The organism is Coralliovum pocilloporae (genome assembly GCF_030845175.1).
Lineage (GTDB): Bacteria > Pseudomonadota > Alphaproteobacteria > Rhizobiales > Cohaesibacteraceae > Coralliovum > Coralliovum pocilloporae.
Genome location: NZ_CP132542.1, coordinates 2,250,791 through 2,268,417, shown reverse-complemented (window position 1 = coordinate 2,268,417; position 17,627 = coordinate 2,250,791). Strand labels below are relative to the sequence as shown.

The 17,627-nt window shown below is 55.9% G+C and carries 16 protein-coding genes; 5 read left to right on the top strand and 11 right to left on the bottom strand.

What is annotated here, in order from left to right; all coding sequences use genetic code 11:
- Nucleotides 1–32: 32 nt before the first annotated feature.
- The 4 genes from RA157_RS10485 to RA157_RS10470 all read right to left on the bottom strand — a co-directional run bounded on the left by RA157_RS10485 (nt 33) and on the right by RA157_RS10470 (nt 3,931).
- The gene (locus RA157_RS10485) at nt 33–1,400 is read right to left on the bottom strand and encodes a TIGR03808 family TAT-translocated repetitive protein (protein ID WP_350333071.1); all 1,368 of its coding nucleotides are present in this window, start codon (nt 1,398–1,400) and stop codon (nt 33–35) included.
- Nucleotides 1,401–1,647: 247 nt separating this feature from the next.
- A complete protein-coding gene (gene meaB / locus RA157_RS10480) occupies nt 1,648–2,622 on the bottom strand; it encodes a methylmalonyl Co-A mutase-associated GTPase MeaB (RefSeq protein WP_350333070.1) in 975 nt (324 codons plus the stop codon).
- Nucleotides 2,623–2,765: 143 nt separating this feature from the next.
- Nucleotides 2,766–3,347: a DUF1131 family protein gene (locus tag RA157_RS10475; protein ID WP_350333069.1), complete on the bottom strand. Its 582-nt coding sequence runs from the start codon at nt 3,345–3,347 to the stop codon at nt 2,766–2,768.
- Nucleotides 3,348–3,526: 179 nt separating this feature from the next.
- The gene (locus RA157_RS10470) at nt 3,527–3,931 is read right to left on the bottom strand and encodes a c-type cytochrome (protein WP_350333068.1); all 405 of its coding nucleotides are present in this window, start codon (nt 3,929–3,931) and stop codon (nt 3,527–3,529) included.
- 238 nt (nt 3,932–4,169) lie between these two features.
- Between RA157_RS10470 and RA157_RS10465 the strand changes: the two genes are divergently transcribed.
- From RA157_RS10465 to glcF, 3 genes are read left to right on the top strand one after another with little or no spacing between them, the layout of a single operon-like run.
- Entirely contained in the window at nt 4,170–5,612 is a 1,443-nt protein-coding gene (locus tag RA157_RS10465; protein WP_350333067.1) for an FAD-binding oxidoreductase, read from the top strand.
- Entirely contained in the window at nt 5,609–6,796 is a 1,188-nt protein-coding gene (gene glcE / locus RA157_RS10460) for a glycolate oxidase subunit GlcE (protein ID WP_350333066.1), read from the top strand. The genes RA157_RS10465 and glcE overlap by 4 nt, the downstream gene beginning before the upstream one ends.
- Before the next feature lie 5 nt (nt 6,797–6,801).
- A complete protein-coding gene (glcF, locus tag RA157_RS10455) occupies nt 6,802–8,136 on the top strand; it encodes a glycolate oxidase subunit GlcF (RefSeq protein ID WP_350333065.1) in 1,335 nt (444 codons plus the stop codon).
- 74 nt (nt 8,137–8,210) lie between these two features.
- On the opposite strand, the gene RA157_RS10450 is transcribed toward glcF, so the two are convergent.
- From RA157_RS10450 to RA157_RS10440, 3 genes are all read right to left on the bottom strand, one after another.
- Entirely contained in the window at nt 8,211–9,041 is an 831-nt protein-coding gene (locus RA157_RS10450) for an EAL domain-containing protein (RefSeq protein WP_350333064.1), read from the bottom strand.
- 154 nt (nt 9,042–9,195) lie between these two features.
- Nucleotides 9,196–10,044: an EAL domain-containing protein gene (locus RA157_RS10445; RefSeq protein WP_350333063.1), complete on the bottom strand. Its 849-nt coding sequence runs from the start codon at nt 10,042–10,044 to the stop codon at nt 9,196–9,198.
- Nucleotides 10,045–10,128: 84 nt separating this feature from the next.
- Nucleotides 10,129–11,124: an asparaginase gene (locus RA157_RS10440; RefSeq protein WP_350333062.1), complete on the bottom strand. Its 996-nt coding sequence runs from the start codon at nt 11,122–11,124 to the stop codon at nt 10,129–10,131.
- 358 nt (nt 11,125–11,482) lie between these two features.
- On the opposite strand from RA157_RS10440, the gene RA157_RS10435 reads away from it, so the two are divergent.
- Nucleotides 11,483–12,286 (top strand): DUF3750 domain-containing protein, encoded by an 804-nt coding sequence (locus RA157_RS10435; protein ID WP_350333061.1) that lies wholly within the window; start codon nt 11,483–11,485, stop codon nt 12,284–12,286.
- A 12-nt stretch (nt 12,287–12,298) separates the two neighbouring features.
- Here RA157_RS10435 and RA157_RS10430 read toward each other — a convergent pair whose 3' ends face one another.
- Both RA157_RS10430 and RA157_RS10425 read right to left on the bottom strand, forming a co-directional pair.
- A complete protein-coding gene (locus tag RA157_RS10430) occupies nt 12,299–12,793 on the bottom strand; it encodes a protein-tyrosine phosphatase family protein (RefSeq protein WP_350333060.1) in 495 nt (164 codons plus the stop codon).
- The gene (locus tag RA157_RS10425) at nt 12,794–13,960 is read right to left on the bottom strand and encodes an acetyl-CoA acetyltransferase (protein ID WP_350333059.1); all 1,167 of its coding nucleotides are present in this window, start codon (nt 13,958–13,960) and stop codon (nt 12,794–12,796) included.
- Nucleotides 13,961–14,389: 429 nt separating this feature from the next.
- Between RA157_RS10425 and RA157_RS10420 the strand changes: the two genes are divergently transcribed.
- On the top strand, nt 14,390–16,084 hold the full coding sequence (locus RA157_RS10420; protein ID WP_350333058.1) for a BCCT family transporter: 1,695 nt from the start codon (nt 14,390–14,392) through the stop codon (nt 16,082–16,084).
- Nucleotides 16,085–16,150: 66 nt separating this feature from the next.
- Here RA157_RS10420 and RA157_RS10415 read toward each other — a convergent pair whose 3' ends face one another.
- Together RA157_RS10415 and RA157_RS10410 are read right to left on the bottom strand one after the other, a co-directional pair.
- Complete coding sequence (locus RA157_RS10415) at nt 16,151–16,363, bottom strand: SlyX family protein (RefSeq protein ID WP_350333057.1); 213 nt, start codon at nt 16,361–16,363, stop codon at nt 16,151–16,153.
- A gap of 2 nt (nt 16,364–16,365) precedes the next feature.
- Entirely contained in the window at nt 16,366–17,535 is a 1,170-nt protein-coding gene (locus RA157_RS10410; protein WP_350333056.1) for an aminotransferase, read from the bottom strand.
- Between the last annotated feature and the right edge of the window lie 92 nt (nt 17,536–17,627).

Below are 17,627 nucleotides of genomic sequence, written 5' to 3'. Positions count from 1 at the left end.
TCAAGGGGCCTTTCCGGCCCCTTTTTATTATGTCAGCTCGTAACCACCCGGTTGCGTTTAACCGTCAGGTTTGCGTAGGGCTGCCTGTCCGTCCGGGCCAGATCATCTGAGACAATCTTTGTCCATTGCATCCCCAGGATCGCACCTTTCTGCGCGTCTGCAATCACATTATCGGTGATGACAGCAGAGCCGACGCCGTCAACCACTGACGCTCCGATACCGATACCGGCCTTGCGCACCAGATTGCCTGTAGCCGTGATATTCCGCATATAGGGACCCCAGCCCAGCAGCATGCCAATGGCGGGCGCGTTCTCAATCACATTGCCGGAGATTGCTGTGTCCGCCTCAACCGCAATGCCGGTACCAAGGAAGGACAGATCACCCGCCGGGCTTTTTGTATGAGGATTGAGATTGCGAATAAGATTGCCGGAGCAGACGCCCAGCCGCCCGCCGGAATCCAGATTTGTGATCGAGATCCCCGTGGTCGCTCCATCGATAATGTTGTTGGAGATGACAGCGCCCTCAAAGCCGAATTCCGCATAAATAGCGGTCTCCCCGAGGCCACGGCAGGAATTCCCCATGATTTGCACATTGCTTGCTGAATTGCCACGAATGGCAGAGAAGAAGCAGTCACTGATATGGTTGTTGGCAACAATAACGGAATTGGCTCGGAAAATATTGATTCCATTGCCATTCTGCCCTGTTCCACCACTGTCTGAGCCGATATCCGCAATCCTGTTTCCCGTCAGGATGGTGCCATCTTCCCCGTCAGCCCAGCGCCAGACCCGCACCCCGCCATTGCCGCATCGGGCGATATCATTGTCGCGGATCGACAGGCCCTGTGCCTCAATGCTGAAGAGACCGGTATCAGCCACATCGCGGACATGGCAATTGGCAATGCGCCCTCCGGCCCGCACCAGATAGGCCCCGCCTGTTGTGGAATTTCTGAAGGATACCTGATCGAGTGTGAGATCCGGACAGTTCGACAGATGCAGCAGACCTGAGACATAATCGCCAAGAGGCAGATTGCCACCATCAAGAACGACGCCCTCCATCCGGACTTCTTCAAGATCCTCACCCGAGATCAGATGACCGCCGCCGCCATAAAGCAATCTCGTTGCCCCGGGCACGCCGCGGATCAGAAGGCGTTTGTTGCGGATTGTGATGTTAGAGACCTTGAAGACACCAGCGGGCAGCTCAAGCGGTTGCTTGTCGAGCGCAGCCTGATTGATGGCCTGTTGCAGCCAATAGCTCTGATCGTCCAGGAGTCCGGGCCTGAGGCGTGGCTGCGCTGCACTGGCTACCGTGTCCAGACTGGCAGATGTCAGGCTGACAGCCTTCGTTGCCGCCAGCGTTCCCGCCAGGGCTCCTGCAGTCAATAAAATCCGTCTCGTGACCATAATCCCTACACCTTCCGGTCAACCCCATGGCCATGAGGTGCAAAGGTGATGCCAGAAAAACATGTGTCTTCATGGAACATTCACCATAGATTCCGGCACTTTCCGCGCACAACGTCAGGCTGCGCAGCGAACTGTTCCAGAATGAAACAGACCGCATCCAAAAGGTTAACGATTGATCAGGGCACTTATTCGGCCGGTGTCATCACAAATCCGTGCTGATCCGGTGTGATGCGATGTCCGCAGGGGGTTATAAACCCATCAGTCCGGCAATTCTGTCCACTGCAACGGAGGCAGGCAATGTGCCCTCTCTGACACCGGTCTCAAGAGATGGCAGAGCAGCCGAAACATCCGGATTGGCCTTCAGACTTTCCATCAGCCTGTCTTCCAGCATGGACCACATCCAGCGCACGGATTGCGCCCGCCGCGTCTCCTCAAAGGCACCATTCTCCGTCAGGATTCGTCGATGGTCTTCGATTTTCTGCCACACATCGTCCAAGCCCTGGTTGACCAGGCCTGAAATCGTGACAACCGGAGGGGTCCAATGCGCGGATTTGGGTGTCAGAATGTGCATGGCGGCGCGATATTCAACAGCGGCGGCCTTAGCGCGGGACGCGCCCTCCTCTTCCGCCTTGTTGACGGCAATCATGTCAGCGATTTCCAGAACACCTTTCTTGATGCCCTGCAGTTCGTCACCTGCACCCGGCAGCATCAGCACCAGGAAGAAGTCGACCATATCCGCTACCGTGGTTTCAGACTGGCCAATGCCGACGGTTTCCACCAGGATCACATCAAATCCGGCAGCCTCACAAAGAAACATTGTCTCACGGGTCTTGGCTGCGACACCGCCCAGGGTACCGGAAGACGGGGACGGTCTGATAAATGCATTACGGTCAGCCGAAAGCCGCGCCATCCGGGTTTTGTCACCCAGAATGGAGCCGCCGGTACGCGTGGATGAGGGGTCAACTGCCAGCACGGCAACCTTGTGACCGGCTTCCGTCAGATTACTGCCCAATGTATCGATCGTCGTGGATTTGCCCACACCCGGCACACCGGTGATACCAATCCGACGCGCCTTGCCCGTGTGAGGCAGAAGGCGGGTCAGCAGGTCCTGAGCCTGCTCGCGATGCTCGCGTTTGCGGGATTCCACCAGTGTAATGGATCGAGCAAGCGCCGCCCGCTTGCCTGCCAGAATACCATCATAGAGCTCATCAACCGATCGCATCACGCCACCCGAGACTGGATTCGTTGTTCAGTCCTCGGTCATAACCCAGAGGAGAACGCAGGTCACGCAGGTCTTTTGGATCAGTTTTCAGATATTTCTTAGGCCCGGTTCTCTGGACTAATTCTCTGACTTAGTTCTCTCACTTAGTTCTCTGGCGTCCAGACAATCCGCTGCAGGGTGGCCGTACGCAATTGTGCTGGCTCAGGGATCTGATCGAACGGACCTTCATAACCGGGCACGGAAAAGACCAGTTTGACATTCTGAGCGTTGCGCGCCTGACAGACGGCCATACCCCGCCACAGATTGCGACCGACCCGGCATTCAGATCGTCTGAGCCCGCTCTCCACAAAGGTCATACCGATCTGCTCACCATTCGGCCCGGCCACGCGTTGGCTGACCCCATGAACAGCACTGACTGCCCCGTCATCCCCCTTCAGAATCTGCAGCATCTGCTCACCATTGTGAAAGGCTGCGAGCGTCCAGAGGGTCCGGTCTTCAACCGCAATCTGAACCCCTTCCAGTTCATATCCGGGAAGCGCGTTTTTCAGGGCTCTGCTGCCATAACGCGTTTCCGGTGTAATGGTGGCAGCACGCTCCGTCCGAATGGCCGTCACAGGTTGCGGCAGGCTGGCAGCGGCAATGAAATCATTCTGGCTGTCGGGCTGGCAGGCAGCCAGGAGAACGGTCAGGCACAGAGCCGGGAAAGCTGTTCTTAATCGAAGCATAATCTTACAAACACATGAGGAAAGCACTCCCGCTTAACATGACCAAACCATCACGTCGAGAGCGGCAAGACACAAAAACAAACCGGCCCACAGGCAAATCTGCAGGCCGGTTTTTCAATCCGCATTCAGGCAGAATTCAGGCAAAGTTCAGATACCATTCTGGCACTTTGCCTTCGCTTTTATTCTGCAGCGCTGCCATCCGCATTAAACGTTTTCAGATAGGCGATCATATCAGCGCGCTGAGCTTCCTTTTTGAGGCCGGGGAAGCTCATTTTGGTCCTCTTGATGAACTTCTTGGGCTTGGTCAGGAAGCCGTCGAGGTTTTCCACGGACCAGACGAAATCCGGCTCGGCTTCTTTCTTGGCTTTGAAGGCCTTTGAGTATTTGAAGCCGTCAACCGCTGCAATCTGGCGTCCGACGATACCATTCAGTTGCGGTCCGACGCGATTCTTTGCTCCTTCACCGATTGTGTGGCAGGCCGCACACCGTTTGAAGAGCTTTTCGCCATTTGCGGCATCCCCTTCTGCCTGGGCGGATGTAATGCCCGCCGCAAGGGCCCCCACGAAGACAAGCGCATATTTCATTCGTCGTAACTCCCATTCCATCTTAGGCTTCCAGTTAGCGAACAATCTATCAGGCTTTGACGGTGTTTGTGCGTTATCGCAAAGATTTGAGTACCCCGTGAAGAATGCCGCGCGACCAGACCTGGTTGCCAGCCGCACAAAATCCCCTGAAACCTGCCACAAAATCTACCTGGAAGCCTGCTCACTTGATTTCAGTTACACAAAGAGGTAAAAAGATTTTACCAATCTGGAGAGAGCCATGACTGCCATAGCACTTCCTGCTCCCGATCCGTCCATTCTCGCGCGTCGGGATGAGATCCTTTCGGGCCTGGCAAACGTTGTCACCCGGCCCGAAAATCTCATCACATCGGAAGATGAGCGACGGGCCTATGAGACCGATGCCCTGACCGCGTACAGACGAGTGCCGCTGGCGGTCGTCCTGCCCCAGAGCACTGAAGAGGTTTCCGCCATCCTTGCCTATTGTCACAGGGCTGGCGTCAAGATTGTTGCCCGCGGTGCCGGAACCTCACTGGCGGGTGGTGCCCTGCCTGCTGAGGATGCCATTGTCCTTGGGGTCGGACGTCTCAGCCGGGTTCTCGATATCGACTATGCCAACCGGACGGCGACTGTTGAGGCTGGTGTTACCAATCTGAATATTTCAGCCGCTGTTGAGCACGAAGAGTTCTTCTATGCGCCGGACCCGTCCAGCCAGCTTGCGTGTACGATAGCGGGGAACATCGCCATGAATTCCGGTGGCGCGCATTGTCTCAAATATGGCGTGACCACCAATAATGTGCACGGGCTTCGAGGCGTGCTGATGGACGGGACCATCATCGAGCTTGGCGGCGCTCATCTGGACAGTGCGGGCTATGATCTTGTGGGTCTGATGAATGGCTCCGAAGGCCAGTTCATGGTGGTGACCGAAGCAACTGTCCGCATCCTGCGCAAGGCAGAAAGTGCACGTCCCATCCTGATGGGGTTCGATGCTGCAGAAAGTGCAGGCCGCTGCGTCGCCGCGATTATCGGCTCCGGCATTATCCCGGTCGCCATCGAATATATGGACAAGCCTGCCATCAAAGTCTGCGAATCCTTTGCCAAGGCCGGTTACCCGCTGGATGTGGAAGCGCTGCTGATTGTCGAGGTGGAAGGCTCGGACGAGGAAATCGAGGATCTGATCGGCCGGATCACCGCCATTACCGAAGAATACCGTCCGTCCATCATGAAGGTCTCGCAATCGGAAGCCGAAAGCGCGGCCATCTGGAAAGGCCGGAAATCCGCCTTCGGCGCCATGGGACGCATTGCTGATTATCTCTGCATGGACGGGACCATCCCGACCGGTCAGCTTCCTTATGTGCTGCAGAAAATTACAGAGATCTGCGAAGCTCAGGGTTTGGCAGTCGCCAATGTTTTCCATGCGGGAGACGGCAATCTCCATCCACTCATCCTCTACGATATCAACGATCCTGAAAGTCTTCAGAAGGCCGAGGATTGCGGCTCGGAAATTCTCAAGCTCTGTGTGGATGTGGGGGGATGCCTGACCGGAGAACACGGTGTGGGCATCGAAAAACGCGACCTGATGCGCCATCAGTTCAACGAAACCGATCTGGCCCAGCAGCGGCGGATCAAGTCTGTCTTTGATCCGCAATGGCTGCTCAATCCGGCCAAGGTGTTTCCACTTGATGGTCGCGAGGTGGCCCCATGACCGATCCTGTTCAGCCAGACAGCACAGACGCCATGGCGCGGTTTATGGAACAGGCCGCAGGTGAGCGTAAAAGCGTGGCCATATCCGGAGGAGGAACGCGATCCGGTCTGGGGCGGCCCATCCATACGGACTATGCCCTCAACACTGGCGGTCTTACCGGTGTAACTCTCTATGAACCCGCAGAACTTGTTCTGTCTGCACGGGCAGGCACGCCTGTTGCTGATGTTGAAAAACTGCTGGCAGACAACAATCAGATGTTGCCGTTTGAGCCGATGGATCACCGGACGATTTACGGAACAAATGGCACACCCAGCATGGGCGCGCTTGCCGCCTGCAACATCTCCGGCCCACGCCGCATCCAGACAGGCGCTGCCCGCGACAGCCTTATCGGAGTGCAGGCCATCAATGGCAAAGGGGAACAGATTTCCTCCGGCGGACGGGTGATGAAGAATGTCACCGGCTACGATCTGGTGAAACTTCTGGCCGGTTCACACGGGACTCTGGCCATTCTGACGGATGTCACTTTCAAGCTCCTGCCCCGACCGGAGACCGAGCAGACCCTGGTTCTTCACGGGCTGTCTGTCGAGGATGCCGTAGCTGCGCTCTGTGAGGCCATGGGAACACCTTTTGAGGTGTCCGGCGCTGCCCATATCCCCGGCACAGACCCGAGAACCCTTCTGCGGGTGGAAGGGTTTGCCCCTTCCGTCGTCTACCGCCTGAACGGCCTGACCGAAGAGCTGTCGGCCCGTGGTGGAGAGATGGAACGCCTTTCGGAAGATGCTTCACGCCAGACATGGAGTGAAATCCGCGACGTCAAGCCGCTTCTCGTGCATCCGGCTGCCTCCCTCTGGCGTGTCTCCCTGAAACCGACAGAGACGCCTGACTTCCTCAGGGCACTCAACACGTCCGAAGCATCTGTACGGACATTGCTCGACTGGTCGGGAGGTCTTGCCTGGCTGGCCTTTGATACCGATCTGCCTGACGGGGGGGCGAGCCTTGTCCGCGGAGCTCTTGAGGGTCTGGACGGGCATGCGACCCTGACCCTGGCCAGTGAAGACATCCGGCAGAACAATGCCGTATTCCAGCCGCTTGCTTCACCGCTGATGCAGATCAGCCGCTCTCTGAAAAATGCCTTTGACCCGCACGGCCTGCTCAATCCGGGCCGCATGTATGAGGGGCTCTGACTGCCATGCAAACCAATTTCACCACCGAGCAACTGCTTGATGCCGGGCTCAAAGAGTCTGAAAAAATCCTGCGGACATGTGTTCATTGCGGCTTCTGCACGGCGACTTGTCCCACCTATGTTCTGCTGAATGACGAGCTCGATTCCCCGCGTGGCAGGATCTATCTGATCAAGGACATGCTGGAAAACGACAAGCCGGCCAATGCGGATGTTGTCCGGCATGTGGACCGCTGCCTGTCGTGCCTGTCCTGCATGTCCACATGTCCGTCAGGGGTGCACTACATGCATCTGGTGGATCATGCCCGCGCCTATATTGAGGAGACTTATGATCGCCCGTTTATGGATCGCCTGATCCGATCCATCCTGGTCTTTGTTCTGCCTCATCGCTCCCGGTTTCGCCTTGCTCTTATGGGCGGGAAACTCGGACGCGTGTTCAAGCCGGTTCTTGACCGGATTCCATCGATGCAGCGCTTCAGTGCCATGCTCTCCCTTGTCCCCTCCACATCATTAGCGCAGGCGGATCATCCGGCGCCAGGGCACTATCCAGCACCTGTCGAGGAGCCGGAACGGCAACGGGTCGCCCTCCTTACAGGCTGTGCCCAGCCTGTTCTGAGGCCCCAGATCAATGACGCCACCATACGCCTACTGAACAGGCTGAACGTGGATGTTGTTCTGCCGGAGGGTGAAGGTTGCTGCGGAGCTCTTGTTCATCACATGGGTCGAGAGACCGACTCTCTTGATGCCGCGCGTCGCAATGTGGATGCCTGGTGGCGCGAGAAACAGGCTGGCGGCCTGGATGCCATTCTGATCACCGCGTCCGGTTGCGGCACGACCATCAAGGATTACGGCTATATGCTGCGGGATGATCCGGCTTACGCGGAAAAGGCTGCCGAAATCTCTGCGCTTGCAAAGGACATCACCGAATATCTGGACAGCCTGTCCCTGCCAAAGGGAGAGCTACCCGAGCGCCTGCAGGTAACCTATCACTCCGCCTGCTCCATGCAGCATGGCCAGCAGATCAAGACAACTCCGAAGGCTCTGCTGAAGAAAGCAGGATTTGCAGTCAAGGATGTTCCGGAAGGCCATCTCTGCTGCGGCTCGGCAGGCACTTACAACATCATGCAGCCGGAGATCGCAGAGCAACTCAAGGAGCGCAAGCTTTCCAACATCATGCGCACAAACCCGGATGTGATTGCAGCAGGCAATATCGGCTGCATCACCCAGTTGGCAAGCGGCACCGGAACGCCGATTGTTCATACTGTGGAGTTGCTGGACTGGGCCTATGGCGGACCAAGGCCTGAGGCGCTAGAGCATACTGAGCTTAAACAGAGTCACTCATAATGCTCTATGCTCTATCGACTTGTTTGTAAGCATATTCTTATCCGAAAACCGCACGCATTTTTCGGGAATATGCATTAGCCGATAAAGCCTGACAGGAAATTCTTCCTGTCCCGCTCTTTGGTGTCTTCCATACCGGTCTGGGACGCTGTGGGCCTGCCAATGAAATAGCCCTGCAGAAGGTCTGCGCCTGATTCAAGCGCCATGTCCATTTCCGAGCGTCCTTCGATGCCTTCAACAAGCGCCAGGGCACCCATCTCGTGGATCATGTTAATGATCGCAGACAGCATGCGCGGGCCACTGTTGAATTCGCCGGCTCGACGGACAATCATCGCATCCAGTTTGACGATATCCGGCTTCAGTTCGAAAATACGGTCAATATTGGAATACCGGCAGCCGAAATCATCAATCGCGATCAATGCTCCGGCCTCACGAATGGACTGGGTCACTTCCTTGAGTGCGCCCAGATCATCCACCTTGGCCTCAATGATTTCACAGACGACTTGCTTGGGATTGATACCCAGAGGGAACAGATAGCCAGTGATCATCCGGGCTGCGGCAATGGCATCTTCAGCACTTGCACAGGATTCAGGAAAGATATTCAGGAACAGGCGCATCAGACCATCATTGACGGTCGCAAAGCTGGCCAGATGAAGAGCCCGACAGAGCTGATCCCGCGCCTTGACTTCACTGTCTGGCAGATTGTCAAAGAATGCTTCTGTCCGGATAGGCTGATCGTTCAGCGCGACACGCGCCAGGGCCTCCGCACCGATGAGCACGGTACGGCTGTTATCTTCGCAGGCCAGGATAGGCTGAAGATGGCTTCTGAGAGTATAATCGCCGTAATAGGCGACCAATTCTCCGTCATCCTCTTCCCTGATCGAATAATACTTGTAGTCCGCTGTCATCTGCGCAGATCCGGTTGTTGTTCTAACGGACCCTAACAGGTGCACTCTGGTAAAGACTTAATTCCCGCTCGTTTTTGAAGGTTTCGACAACCGAATGGCCACTTTTCTGCAAGCACCGTTAATTTTGTCTTGTCAGAATTGACGAGATTTCCAGCTATGCCACCGACCGCCATTTCGGCAGAGTTACGGCGACATCATCCCGGACCAGCCCTTCGCCGCGACACATGGGCTGCATCGGTGCAGGCTCTCCAAACAGCCGTCCGGTCACCATGCAGACATTGGCTTGTCGCGCATAGGCCAGATCATACTCGGTGTGCACACCGCAAAGAATGGTGTGAATATCCAGATCACGCAGAATACGCACCATCCCCTTCAACAGGACAAGACCATTTGGTGTTTCTCTGGCCATATGCAGCATGTGCTCGTGAATACGGACGAATTCCGGTTCAAGCTCAATCATTCTGTCCAGATTGACCCCACCCACACCAAATCCCGAGAACGCGATCCGGAATCCGCATGAGCGCGACAGACTGACAAGCTTCAGAACATTCTCGTAGTTCGGATAGCCTTCAGACCTGATCTGCAGGATGACCTGCTCAAGACGCAGGCCGCAACCGAGAATACCGTCCACCAGCCGGGAGATAGACGCTGGAATGACATCCGTATCCGCGCAGATATTCGGATGAACATCCACAAAGATACGATCTGTATCATTTGCCTGTTTTGCAAAATTCAGGATATGAACTGCACGCCAGCACCGCGCCAGCAAGGTACCATCATCAAACTTGTGACGGCTCGCTGGGGGAACAGGAGAGGATGCCGGATTGCCATCTGCCGTCTTCCGATTAACGCCATCGACCCCATAGATCGATAAGCCGCCATCGTCGTCCAGATGCACAATGGGCAGAGCATCACTATCCAGCCGGTTATCATGCCACACGGCATGGACAACCCCTTCAGGGCTTTCCTGGATAATTCTGGACAGAAATGTGACGTCATCCATTCGGCACGGTCCCCTCATCAGAACTGACCTTAGCGGGTCAGCAGTTGACGAGCGGTAAATGCGCACCCCTTCTGGAGCTCTATTTTACCAGTTCACCGGCCTGACCACGCCAACCAGCCGGTCATTGCGGTTCCGCAATTCCGGTGTCAGCAACTGTCTAAACCCCTCGACATCAGAGGCGTCATCAAGCAGCCTGTTGATGACCTCCGCCATCATGACCTCTGACGCCCGGGTCGTCCCATCATCGCATTTGAGTGCAACACCAAGCCCCAGTTCCGGGATCGCAGCGGTGAAAACACCCTCAGCACCAGTCTTCACGAAGACCCTGCCTCCAAAGAGCGCCATTGCGTTCGTACAAAAACGCCCGGTTCCTGCCACCATTAAAGGGTGGGACACGCAGGCATCATAAAGCCTTCTGCAGGCATCTGCCCGGACGGGCTCAAGCCCTGCGCCCGTGCCAAACCTTGCAAAGGCAACAGCGAGATTCTTCAGCGGCATGGCATAGGTCGGGATGGAACACCCGTCGGTTCCGCTTGCCTCATCAGACAGGGTGTAGTCCACCATCTCGGCTTGCGCCTGACGCACCTCAGACATCACCTGATGGCCCGCTTCGATATATCCGCCCGGCTCCACGCCCATATGGCTGGCCAACGCCAGAAAGCCCGCATGTTTTCCAGAGCAATTGTTGTGAATGGGACAGGGTGAACTATCCGTCTTGTGCAGAATAGCCTGATCATGCTCGTGATATGGCGGCTGAGGACCACATTCAAGAGCGCCGTCATCCATCCCGGCCTTTGTCAGGATCGCGCGCGCGCCATGAACGTGACCGTCTTCACCATTGTGAGATGAGCAGCACAATGCCAGCTCTTCTGCAGTTATCCCCAGTGCATCAGCAGCACCTGTCTCAAGCAGAGGCAGGGCCTGGAGAGCCTTGATGGCCGAACGGGGGAAGACCGGGCGATCGATATCTCCGATGGCCTGCACGATCGCCCCATCCGCATCGGCAATGGCGATTGCACCCCGATGACGGGATTCAACGAGCGACCCGCGTGTCACCTCAACAAGAACCGGATTATCCATGCACGTCACGTCCTTCACTGCATCGTCTAGCTGTCGTTTCTCAGAACAGTGTTCATTCGTTTTAGCTCTGAGACACTGTTTCTGCGCGCACTCTTATCCGAAAAGTCTATCAACTTTTCAGAAGCACGTTTTGAGAGTTTGTTTCTGCGCGAGCTTTTATCTGAAAAGCCTGCCAACTTTTCAGAAGCACGCTGTAGGCGCCAGACGGTGGCTCAATATGCCGGAGAGGTCAACGGCCTTTCCCCTGACTTTTATCAGCAAAGTCCGAGATCAGGAGACACGGTCGACCATCTGCCATGGTTTTGCCTCCATTCAGGGGCCTGATTGTTGCGGGCTTCTTCTCTATTCTGAACCAATCATGATCCTTCGACTGCTCAAGATAACCCTTGCTGCCCTGTTCGTCATATGGCTGTTGCCCCTGTCGCTTCATGCTGCCTTGTGGGTCACACAGGAGCAACCGCAAAGCTGGCACGCCGCTGACTGGTCAAGCACCGGACAGTTACCAGAGGCGTCCACATTTGATAAGGCGCTTGTGCAGATCTATGCGGCACGGACCGGGCGCTGGCGTGGCATCTTTGCCGACCACACCTGGCTGGTTATCAAAGACAGGGCTGCGAATCGTTATGAACGGTATGACGTGGTTGGCTGGGGGCGCCCCGTAAGACGCAACGCCTATGCGGCAGACGGGCGCTGGTACAGCAACCAGCCGCGTCTGATCCATGCGGTCTATGGGGCGGAAGCCGAAGCTCTTATTCCGGCCATCCGCAATGCCATCCGCTCTTACCCTCACAGTGAGCGGGGCGATTATACTGTCTGGCCCGGCCCCAACTCGAACACGTTCGTTTCCTATGTGATAGCCCATACACCCGGCCTTGATGCAGCCCTGCCGCCAACCGCTTTCGGCAAGGACTTCTCTCCTCGCGCTTTTGAATTCTCGCCCACACCCAGCGATACCGGCATCCGGCTGTCACTGGGCGGTTACTTCGGTCTGTCGCTGGGATGGGCTGAAGGTCTTGAAGTCCATATGGCCGGGGCTGTGGCGGGTGTTGATATCCGTTATCCGGCAATCAAGCTTCCAGGCTTTGGCCGGATCGGCACGGAACTGCCATTCCAGCAACCGACAAAAGCAGGATCACTGGCAGAAAGAGCAAATGCGTCCTGACCGGGATGCCCCCTAACTGGTCTTGAGCTGGTCGGCAAACCGATAGAGCCAGTCTTCCTGCTCCCTCGTGTCCGGCACCTCAACACCTCTGGCGTTCCGGATCATTGACCAGATGGCTCCGGGTTCCCGATTATCAATGACCAACAGACTTGCGAGCATCATCGGAGACCGTCCGATGGTTCCCCGGCAATGAAACGCCAAATGGTCGCCCTGCCGCGCCGACTGCGCCAGTGTTTCCGCGAGAGTTCGACAGCGGCTCATGTCATCCGGGACGGTAAAATCAGGAATTGGAAAAGAGGTGAAAGACAGGCCGCGTTCCAGGCAAACCGCTTCTTCATCCAAAAGGCCCAGCTCGCAGGCTTCTTCATGCTCCAGCATGGAAATGACCGATGTGATGCCATGCGTTACCCAGCCGGACACTGTCTCGGGCACCCGATGAGGCTCTGGCCTGATCACAAGTGACAGCTGGCCAGCGCCCAGCTGTGCGACAGGAAAAATGCCACTCATCTATTTGATGGGCTCAAGGATCGACACATAATTGGCAACGGCTGCTCCGCCCATATTGAAGATGCCGCCAAGCTTCGGATTGCTGACCTGCATGTCCCCTGCCCTGCCAGTCAACTGCATGGCCGTCAGAGCATGCATGGACACACCGGTTGCACCGATGGGGTGACCTTTTGCCTTCAGGCCACCTGATGGATTGACCGGAAGCTTGCCGTCCATCTGTGTAGTCCCGTCTGCAACTACGCGGGCACCCTCGCCCTTTGGTGCCAGCCCCATGGCCTCATATTCAATCAGTTCAGCGATGGTGAAACAGTCGTGGGTTTCCACAAAGGACAGGTCGTCAAGGGTCAGCCGGGCAGCTTCCAGCGCCCGCGACCAGGCGACCGAGCACCCGTCAAAGTCCAGAATATCTCGCTTCGACATCGGCAGGAAATCTGACACGTGGGCCTGAGAACGGAAAGCCACCGCCTTGTCGAAGGACAGGGCTGTGGCCGTATCTGCAAGCACAATCGCAGCAGCGCCATCTGAGACAAGCGAACAATCCGTCCGCTTCAACGGCCCCGCCACAAACGGGTTCTTGTCTGATTCAGCCCGACAGAACTCAAACCCCAGATCTTTGCGCAACTGGGCATAAGGGTTGGAAACACCATTTCTGTGGTTCTTTGCGGCGATTCCTGCCAAAGCATCAGACTGATCACCATATCTCTGGAAGTACTTGTCGGCGATCATCCCGAAAACCCCGGCAAAGCCCGCAGGCGTGTCCCCGTCTTCCGGCAGATAGGACGCCTTCAGCAGGTTGTTGCCGATATCTGCGGGGGGCGTTGTGGTCATCTGTTCGACCCCCACCACAAGCACAATCCGCGCCTGCCCGGCGGCGAGTGTCTTGATGCCCTGATGGACAGCTGCCGAGCCAGTCGCGCAGGCGTTTTCAACTCTCAACGCTGGCTTAAAGCGGAAGTCGTCGGATGCCTGAAGGACAAGGCTTGCCGTAAAATCCTGAGCCGAGAACCCGGCATTGAAATGACCGAGGATAATCTCGTCCACATCTTTCGGCTCAATTCCGGCATCCGCAATAGCCGCTGTTGCCGCTTCGACGATCAGACTTTCAACCGTCTTGTCCTGATGTTTCCCGAATGGTGTGTGTCCCCAACCGACAATACAGGCCGTCATGACTGTTTCCCTTTCGTCGCATTCTGCTCCCCCATAAGATGGGGAGAAAGATGAGTCGATACCACTTGTTTAGATCATTCACTCTTCCGAATCGAGAAAGTACCGTTACGGAACCCATCTCTTTACAACGGCAACAGGAAACGAAATTATCGACCTGATTTTGTACTTATCCGTCGTATAATGCGGACTTATTGTCGAAAACTGCAATTCAATCTGCTTGATCCTAGCGCAACTTGCTGCTGCAGATCATCCGCTGCGAAGGTCTCTGGCTCAACCAGTGATCATCAGGCTGGCCGGTCTGAAGACTGAAGACGGCATCAAAAATCTTACAGAACAGGCAATCCGGCATTTTTCAATGTTCCGGAAAGAAGGACCTTTGTGTTGATTGCCTGAAATTTGCCCCCTGGGCATCTGATGGAGGAGACATCGTTGTCTGATACAAATCCTAACAATCACCTTGTCGCCCAAAAAGGCTTTTTTACCGGGCTGCATCCCGGCATGGGCATTGCCTCAAAGGCCATGATCGCGGCATTTGTCATCTTCACCGTTCTGAATGTTGAATTCGCAGGCGGGCTCTACAAGTCTGTACGCAGCTGGATTGAGAACGGCCTCAGCTGGTATTACATCACGGTTCTTGCAGGCATTATGCTCTTTTGCTTTTTCCTGATGTTCTCGAAGTTCGGCAACCTGCGTCTAGGCGACGATGATGCGAGACCCGAGTTCAGCAATTTCAGCTGGTTTGCAATGCTGTTCTCGGCAGGGATCGGCATCGGCATCCTGTTCTTCGGTGTTGCCGAGCCAATTTTCTACTTCGACAATTCAGGGGCCTTTGGTTATCCGAACAACCCGCATGCTGAACTTGCGGGCCATAGCGCAATGGACATGCAGCGAGCCATTGATGCCATGCGGGTCACATATTTCCACTGGGGTTTCCATGGATGGGCCCTTTATGTGATCGTTGGGCTCTGCCTTGCCTATTTCGGCTTCCGAAAGAAACTGCCATTGACCATGCGGTCAGCGCTTTATCCGCTGATTGGTGAGCGCATTTATGGTCCATGGGGTCATACGGTTGACCTTCTCGCCGTGTTTGGCTCTGTTTTCGGTATCGCCACATCGCTCGGTCTTGGTTCAAGCCAGATAGCAACCGGTCTGAACGTCCTGTTCGGAATTGACCCCGGAACCTTCACCAAGGTTATTCTGATCATCGTCGTTACCCTTATCGCCACCATCTCTACGGTTTCCGGCGTTGGTAAGGGCATCAGGATGATTTCCGAGTGGAACATCTGGCTGTCCATGATTCTGCTGGCCGCCTTTGTTCTCATAGGTCCGTTCAAATGGCTCCTCGGTTTCTATGTCACCACAATTGGTGACTATCTGTGGAACTTCATCCCGATGGGCTTCTGGACAGCCAGCACCGAAGAACACATCTCATGGCAGGGTGGCTGGACGATTTTCTACTGGGGCTGGTGGATTGCCTGGGCTCCGATGGTCGGCATGTTCATTGCCCGTATCTCTCGCGGACGAACCATTCGTGAATTCATGGTCGGCGTTCTGTTTGTACCAACGGCCATTGCCTTCTTCTGGCTCTGCATGTTTGGCGGCAACGCGATCTGGCAAGAGATGAACATGGCGGGTGGTCCTGCTGCAGACGGCGGAGCGGGCATTATCACAACGGTTCGCAACTGGGACCTGCCTTCTGCTCTCTATGGCACAATAGGCAATCTGGGAGCGACATCCTGGATGGGAGACCTCGGGTGGACAGCCTGGCCTCTTTCAGCGCTTGCTACGCTCCTGCTTGTATCATGGTTCGTAACATCGGCTGATTCCGGCACGCTGGTTATCACCACCATGCTGTCCATGGGTGACGACAATCCACCTAAGAAGTTCCGGATTATCTGGGGTTTCGGTATCGGTGCGACCGCCATTGTTCTTCTGGTCGCCGGTGGTCTCGGAGCGCTGCAAACAGCATCCATTGCTGCTGCGTTCCCGATATCATTTGTGATCCTTGCCATGGCCACAGGGTTGTACAAATCTCTTAAGTCTGACCCGTCCGCCTCACCGATCAGCAATCAAAGCGGAACGGCATCCGATGGTACTCGGATCAGCCAGGAGCTTCATGCCTAGGCCTTGAGCTTTCACTCCGCGACTGAGAAGAGGCAGCACCTCCGCGCTGCCTCTTCTTTTTTCCGCTCAATAATGGGGCGGTTTCTGGTTTTCAGGTGCCGGGCTGGCTTCTTCCAGCAGTTCTATCTGACCGGACAGTTTCAGGATTTCCCGCTCAAACTGTTTCAGTGTGTCCCATTGACGGGTGACCATCTCGTTGAGATCGTCGATGGTTTTCTGCTGATCGGCAATGGTGATTTCCAGACTGTCGATCCGTGCTTCAAGCTGTTCTGTGCTCATGATCAACCTCTCCGCATCCTGACCCAGGCGGCCAGCCGTTCCAGACCACTATCCAGAAAATCCGTCTGCTTGCAGAAGCAAAAGCGCAGGAAATGGGTCGGCGCATCCGAACGATAGAAGGCGGAAACCGGAACAGCCGTCACTCCTCCCTCAACGGTCATGTCCCGGCACAGGTCCACATCCGTTCCGTCAAGCCCCACAGACCGGGCATCAACCGTAATGAAATAGGTTCCTTCACAGGGGGCCACCTCGAAGCCGATATCCGCAAGCCCTTTGGCCAGATGATCGCGCTGGGCCTGCATCCCTTCGGTGAAGCCCGTGAAGTAGTCATCACCTTTGTTCAGCCCGTAGGCCACAGCCTTCTGAAGGTTTGGCGGTGTGGTGAAGGTGCAGAACTGATGGGCTTTGGCAATCGGGTCAAGAAGGTTCGGCGCGGCGGTGATATAGCCAATCTTCCAGCCGGTGAGCGAGAACGTTTTGCCAGCTGAACCGATCCGTGCCACCCGGTCGCGCATGCCGTCCAGTGTCATCAACGGGATATGACGTCGTCCGTCAAAGGTCAGATGTTCATAGACCTCATCACAGACAGCATAAGCATCATATTTCAGCAGCAGATCGGCAATGGCCTGCAGCTCGGTTTGTGAGAAAACCTTGCCCGCCGGATTATGCGGGCTGTTCAGCAACAGCAGTTTGGTCTTCTCGGAAAAGGCCGCTTCCAGCGCGCCAAGATCAAGCGTCCAGTCGGGAGGCGTGATCCGGACGCTTTTGACAATGCCGCCTGCGTGCTCCACCAGCGGCAGATAGCAATCATAGAGCGGCTCAATCAGCACCACTTCATCGCCCGGCTCGACCAGGGCATTGATACAGTCGGAAATGGCTTCTGTTGCTCCCGAGGTCACACAGACTTCTCGCTGCCAGTCCACATCCAGCCCATAGAACCGCTTATTGGCAGCAGCAACCGCCTGCCTGAGCTCCGGAATACCGACCATGGGCGGATACTGATTGGGGCCTTCCATCAGGGCATCAGCTGCAACCCGGCGGATATCTTCCGGTCCATCTGTGTCTGGAAACCCCTGCCCCAGATTGATCGAGCCGTGCTCGCGGGCAAGGCCGGACATAACCTCAAACACTGTCGTCGGCATTCCGGTATAGGTGGAACTTGTGGGCTTCATGCCGGACCCTCTTAATCATTGTGCTGACAGAGATGTGGCATGAGCAGCAAAGGCCGGTCAAGTGAACCGACATAGAATGAATGTGCTGTAGG

Bases quoted from the DNA above. Each gene is read 5' to 3' on its own strand.
- RA157_RS10485 (WP_350333071.1), bottom strand. From the start codon at position 1,400: ATGGTCACGAGACGGATTTTATTGACTGCAGGAGCCCTGGCGGGAACG.
- meaB (WP_350333070.1), bottom strand. From the start codon at position 2,622: ATGCGATCGGTTGATGAGCTCTATGATGGTATTCTGGCAGGCAAGCGG.
- RA157_RS10475 (WP_350333069.1), bottom strand. From the start codon at position 3,347: ATGCTTCGATTAAGAACAGCTTTCCCGGCTCTGTGCCTGACCGTTCTC.
- RA157_RS10470 (WP_350333068.1), bottom strand. From the start codon at position 3,931: ATGAAATATGCGCTTGTCTTCGTGGGGGCCCTTGCGGCGGGCATTACA.
- RA157_RS10465 (WP_350333067.1), top strand. From the start codon at position 4,170: ATGACTGCCATAGCACTTCCTGCTCCCGATCCGTCCATTCTCGCGCGT.
- glcE (WP_350333066.1), top strand. From the start codon at position 5,609: ATGACCGATCCTGTTCAGCCAGACAGCACAGACGCCATGGCGCGGTTT.
- glcF (WP_350333065.1), top strand. From the start codon at position 6,802: ATGCAAACCAATTTCACCACCGAGCAACTGCTTGATGCCGGGCTCAAA.
- RA157_RS10450 (WP_350333064.1), bottom strand. From the start codon at position 9,041: ATGACAGCGGACTACAAGTATTATTCGATCAGGGAAGAGGATGACGGA.
- RA157_RS10445 (WP_350333063.1), bottom strand. From the start codon at position 10,044: ATGGATGACGTCACATTTCTGTCCAGAATTATCCAGGAAAGCCCTGAA.
- RA157_RS10440 (WP_350333062.1), bottom strand. From the start codon at position 11,124: ATGGATAATCCGGTTCTTGTTGAGGTGACACGCGGGTCGCTCGTTGAA.
- RA157_RS10435 (WP_350333061.1), top strand. From the start codon at position 11,483: ATGATCCTTCGACTGCTCAAGATAACCCTTGCTGCCCTGTTCGTCATA.
- RA157_RS10430 (WP_350333060.1), bottom strand. From the start codon at position 12,793: ATGAGTGGCATTTTTCCTGTCGCACAGCTGGGCGCTGGCCAGCTGTCA.
- RA157_RS10425 (WP_350333059.1), bottom strand. From the start codon at position 13,960: ATGACGGCCTGTATTGTCGGTTGGGGACACACACCATTCGGGAAACAT.
- RA157_RS10415 (WP_350333057.1), bottom strand. From the start codon at position 16,363: ATGAGCACAGAACAGCTTGAAGCACGGATCGACAGTCTGGAAATCACC.
- RA157_RS10410 (WP_350333056.1), bottom strand. From the start codon at position 17,535: ATGAAGCCCACAAGTTCCACCTATACCGGAATGCCGACGACAGTGTTT.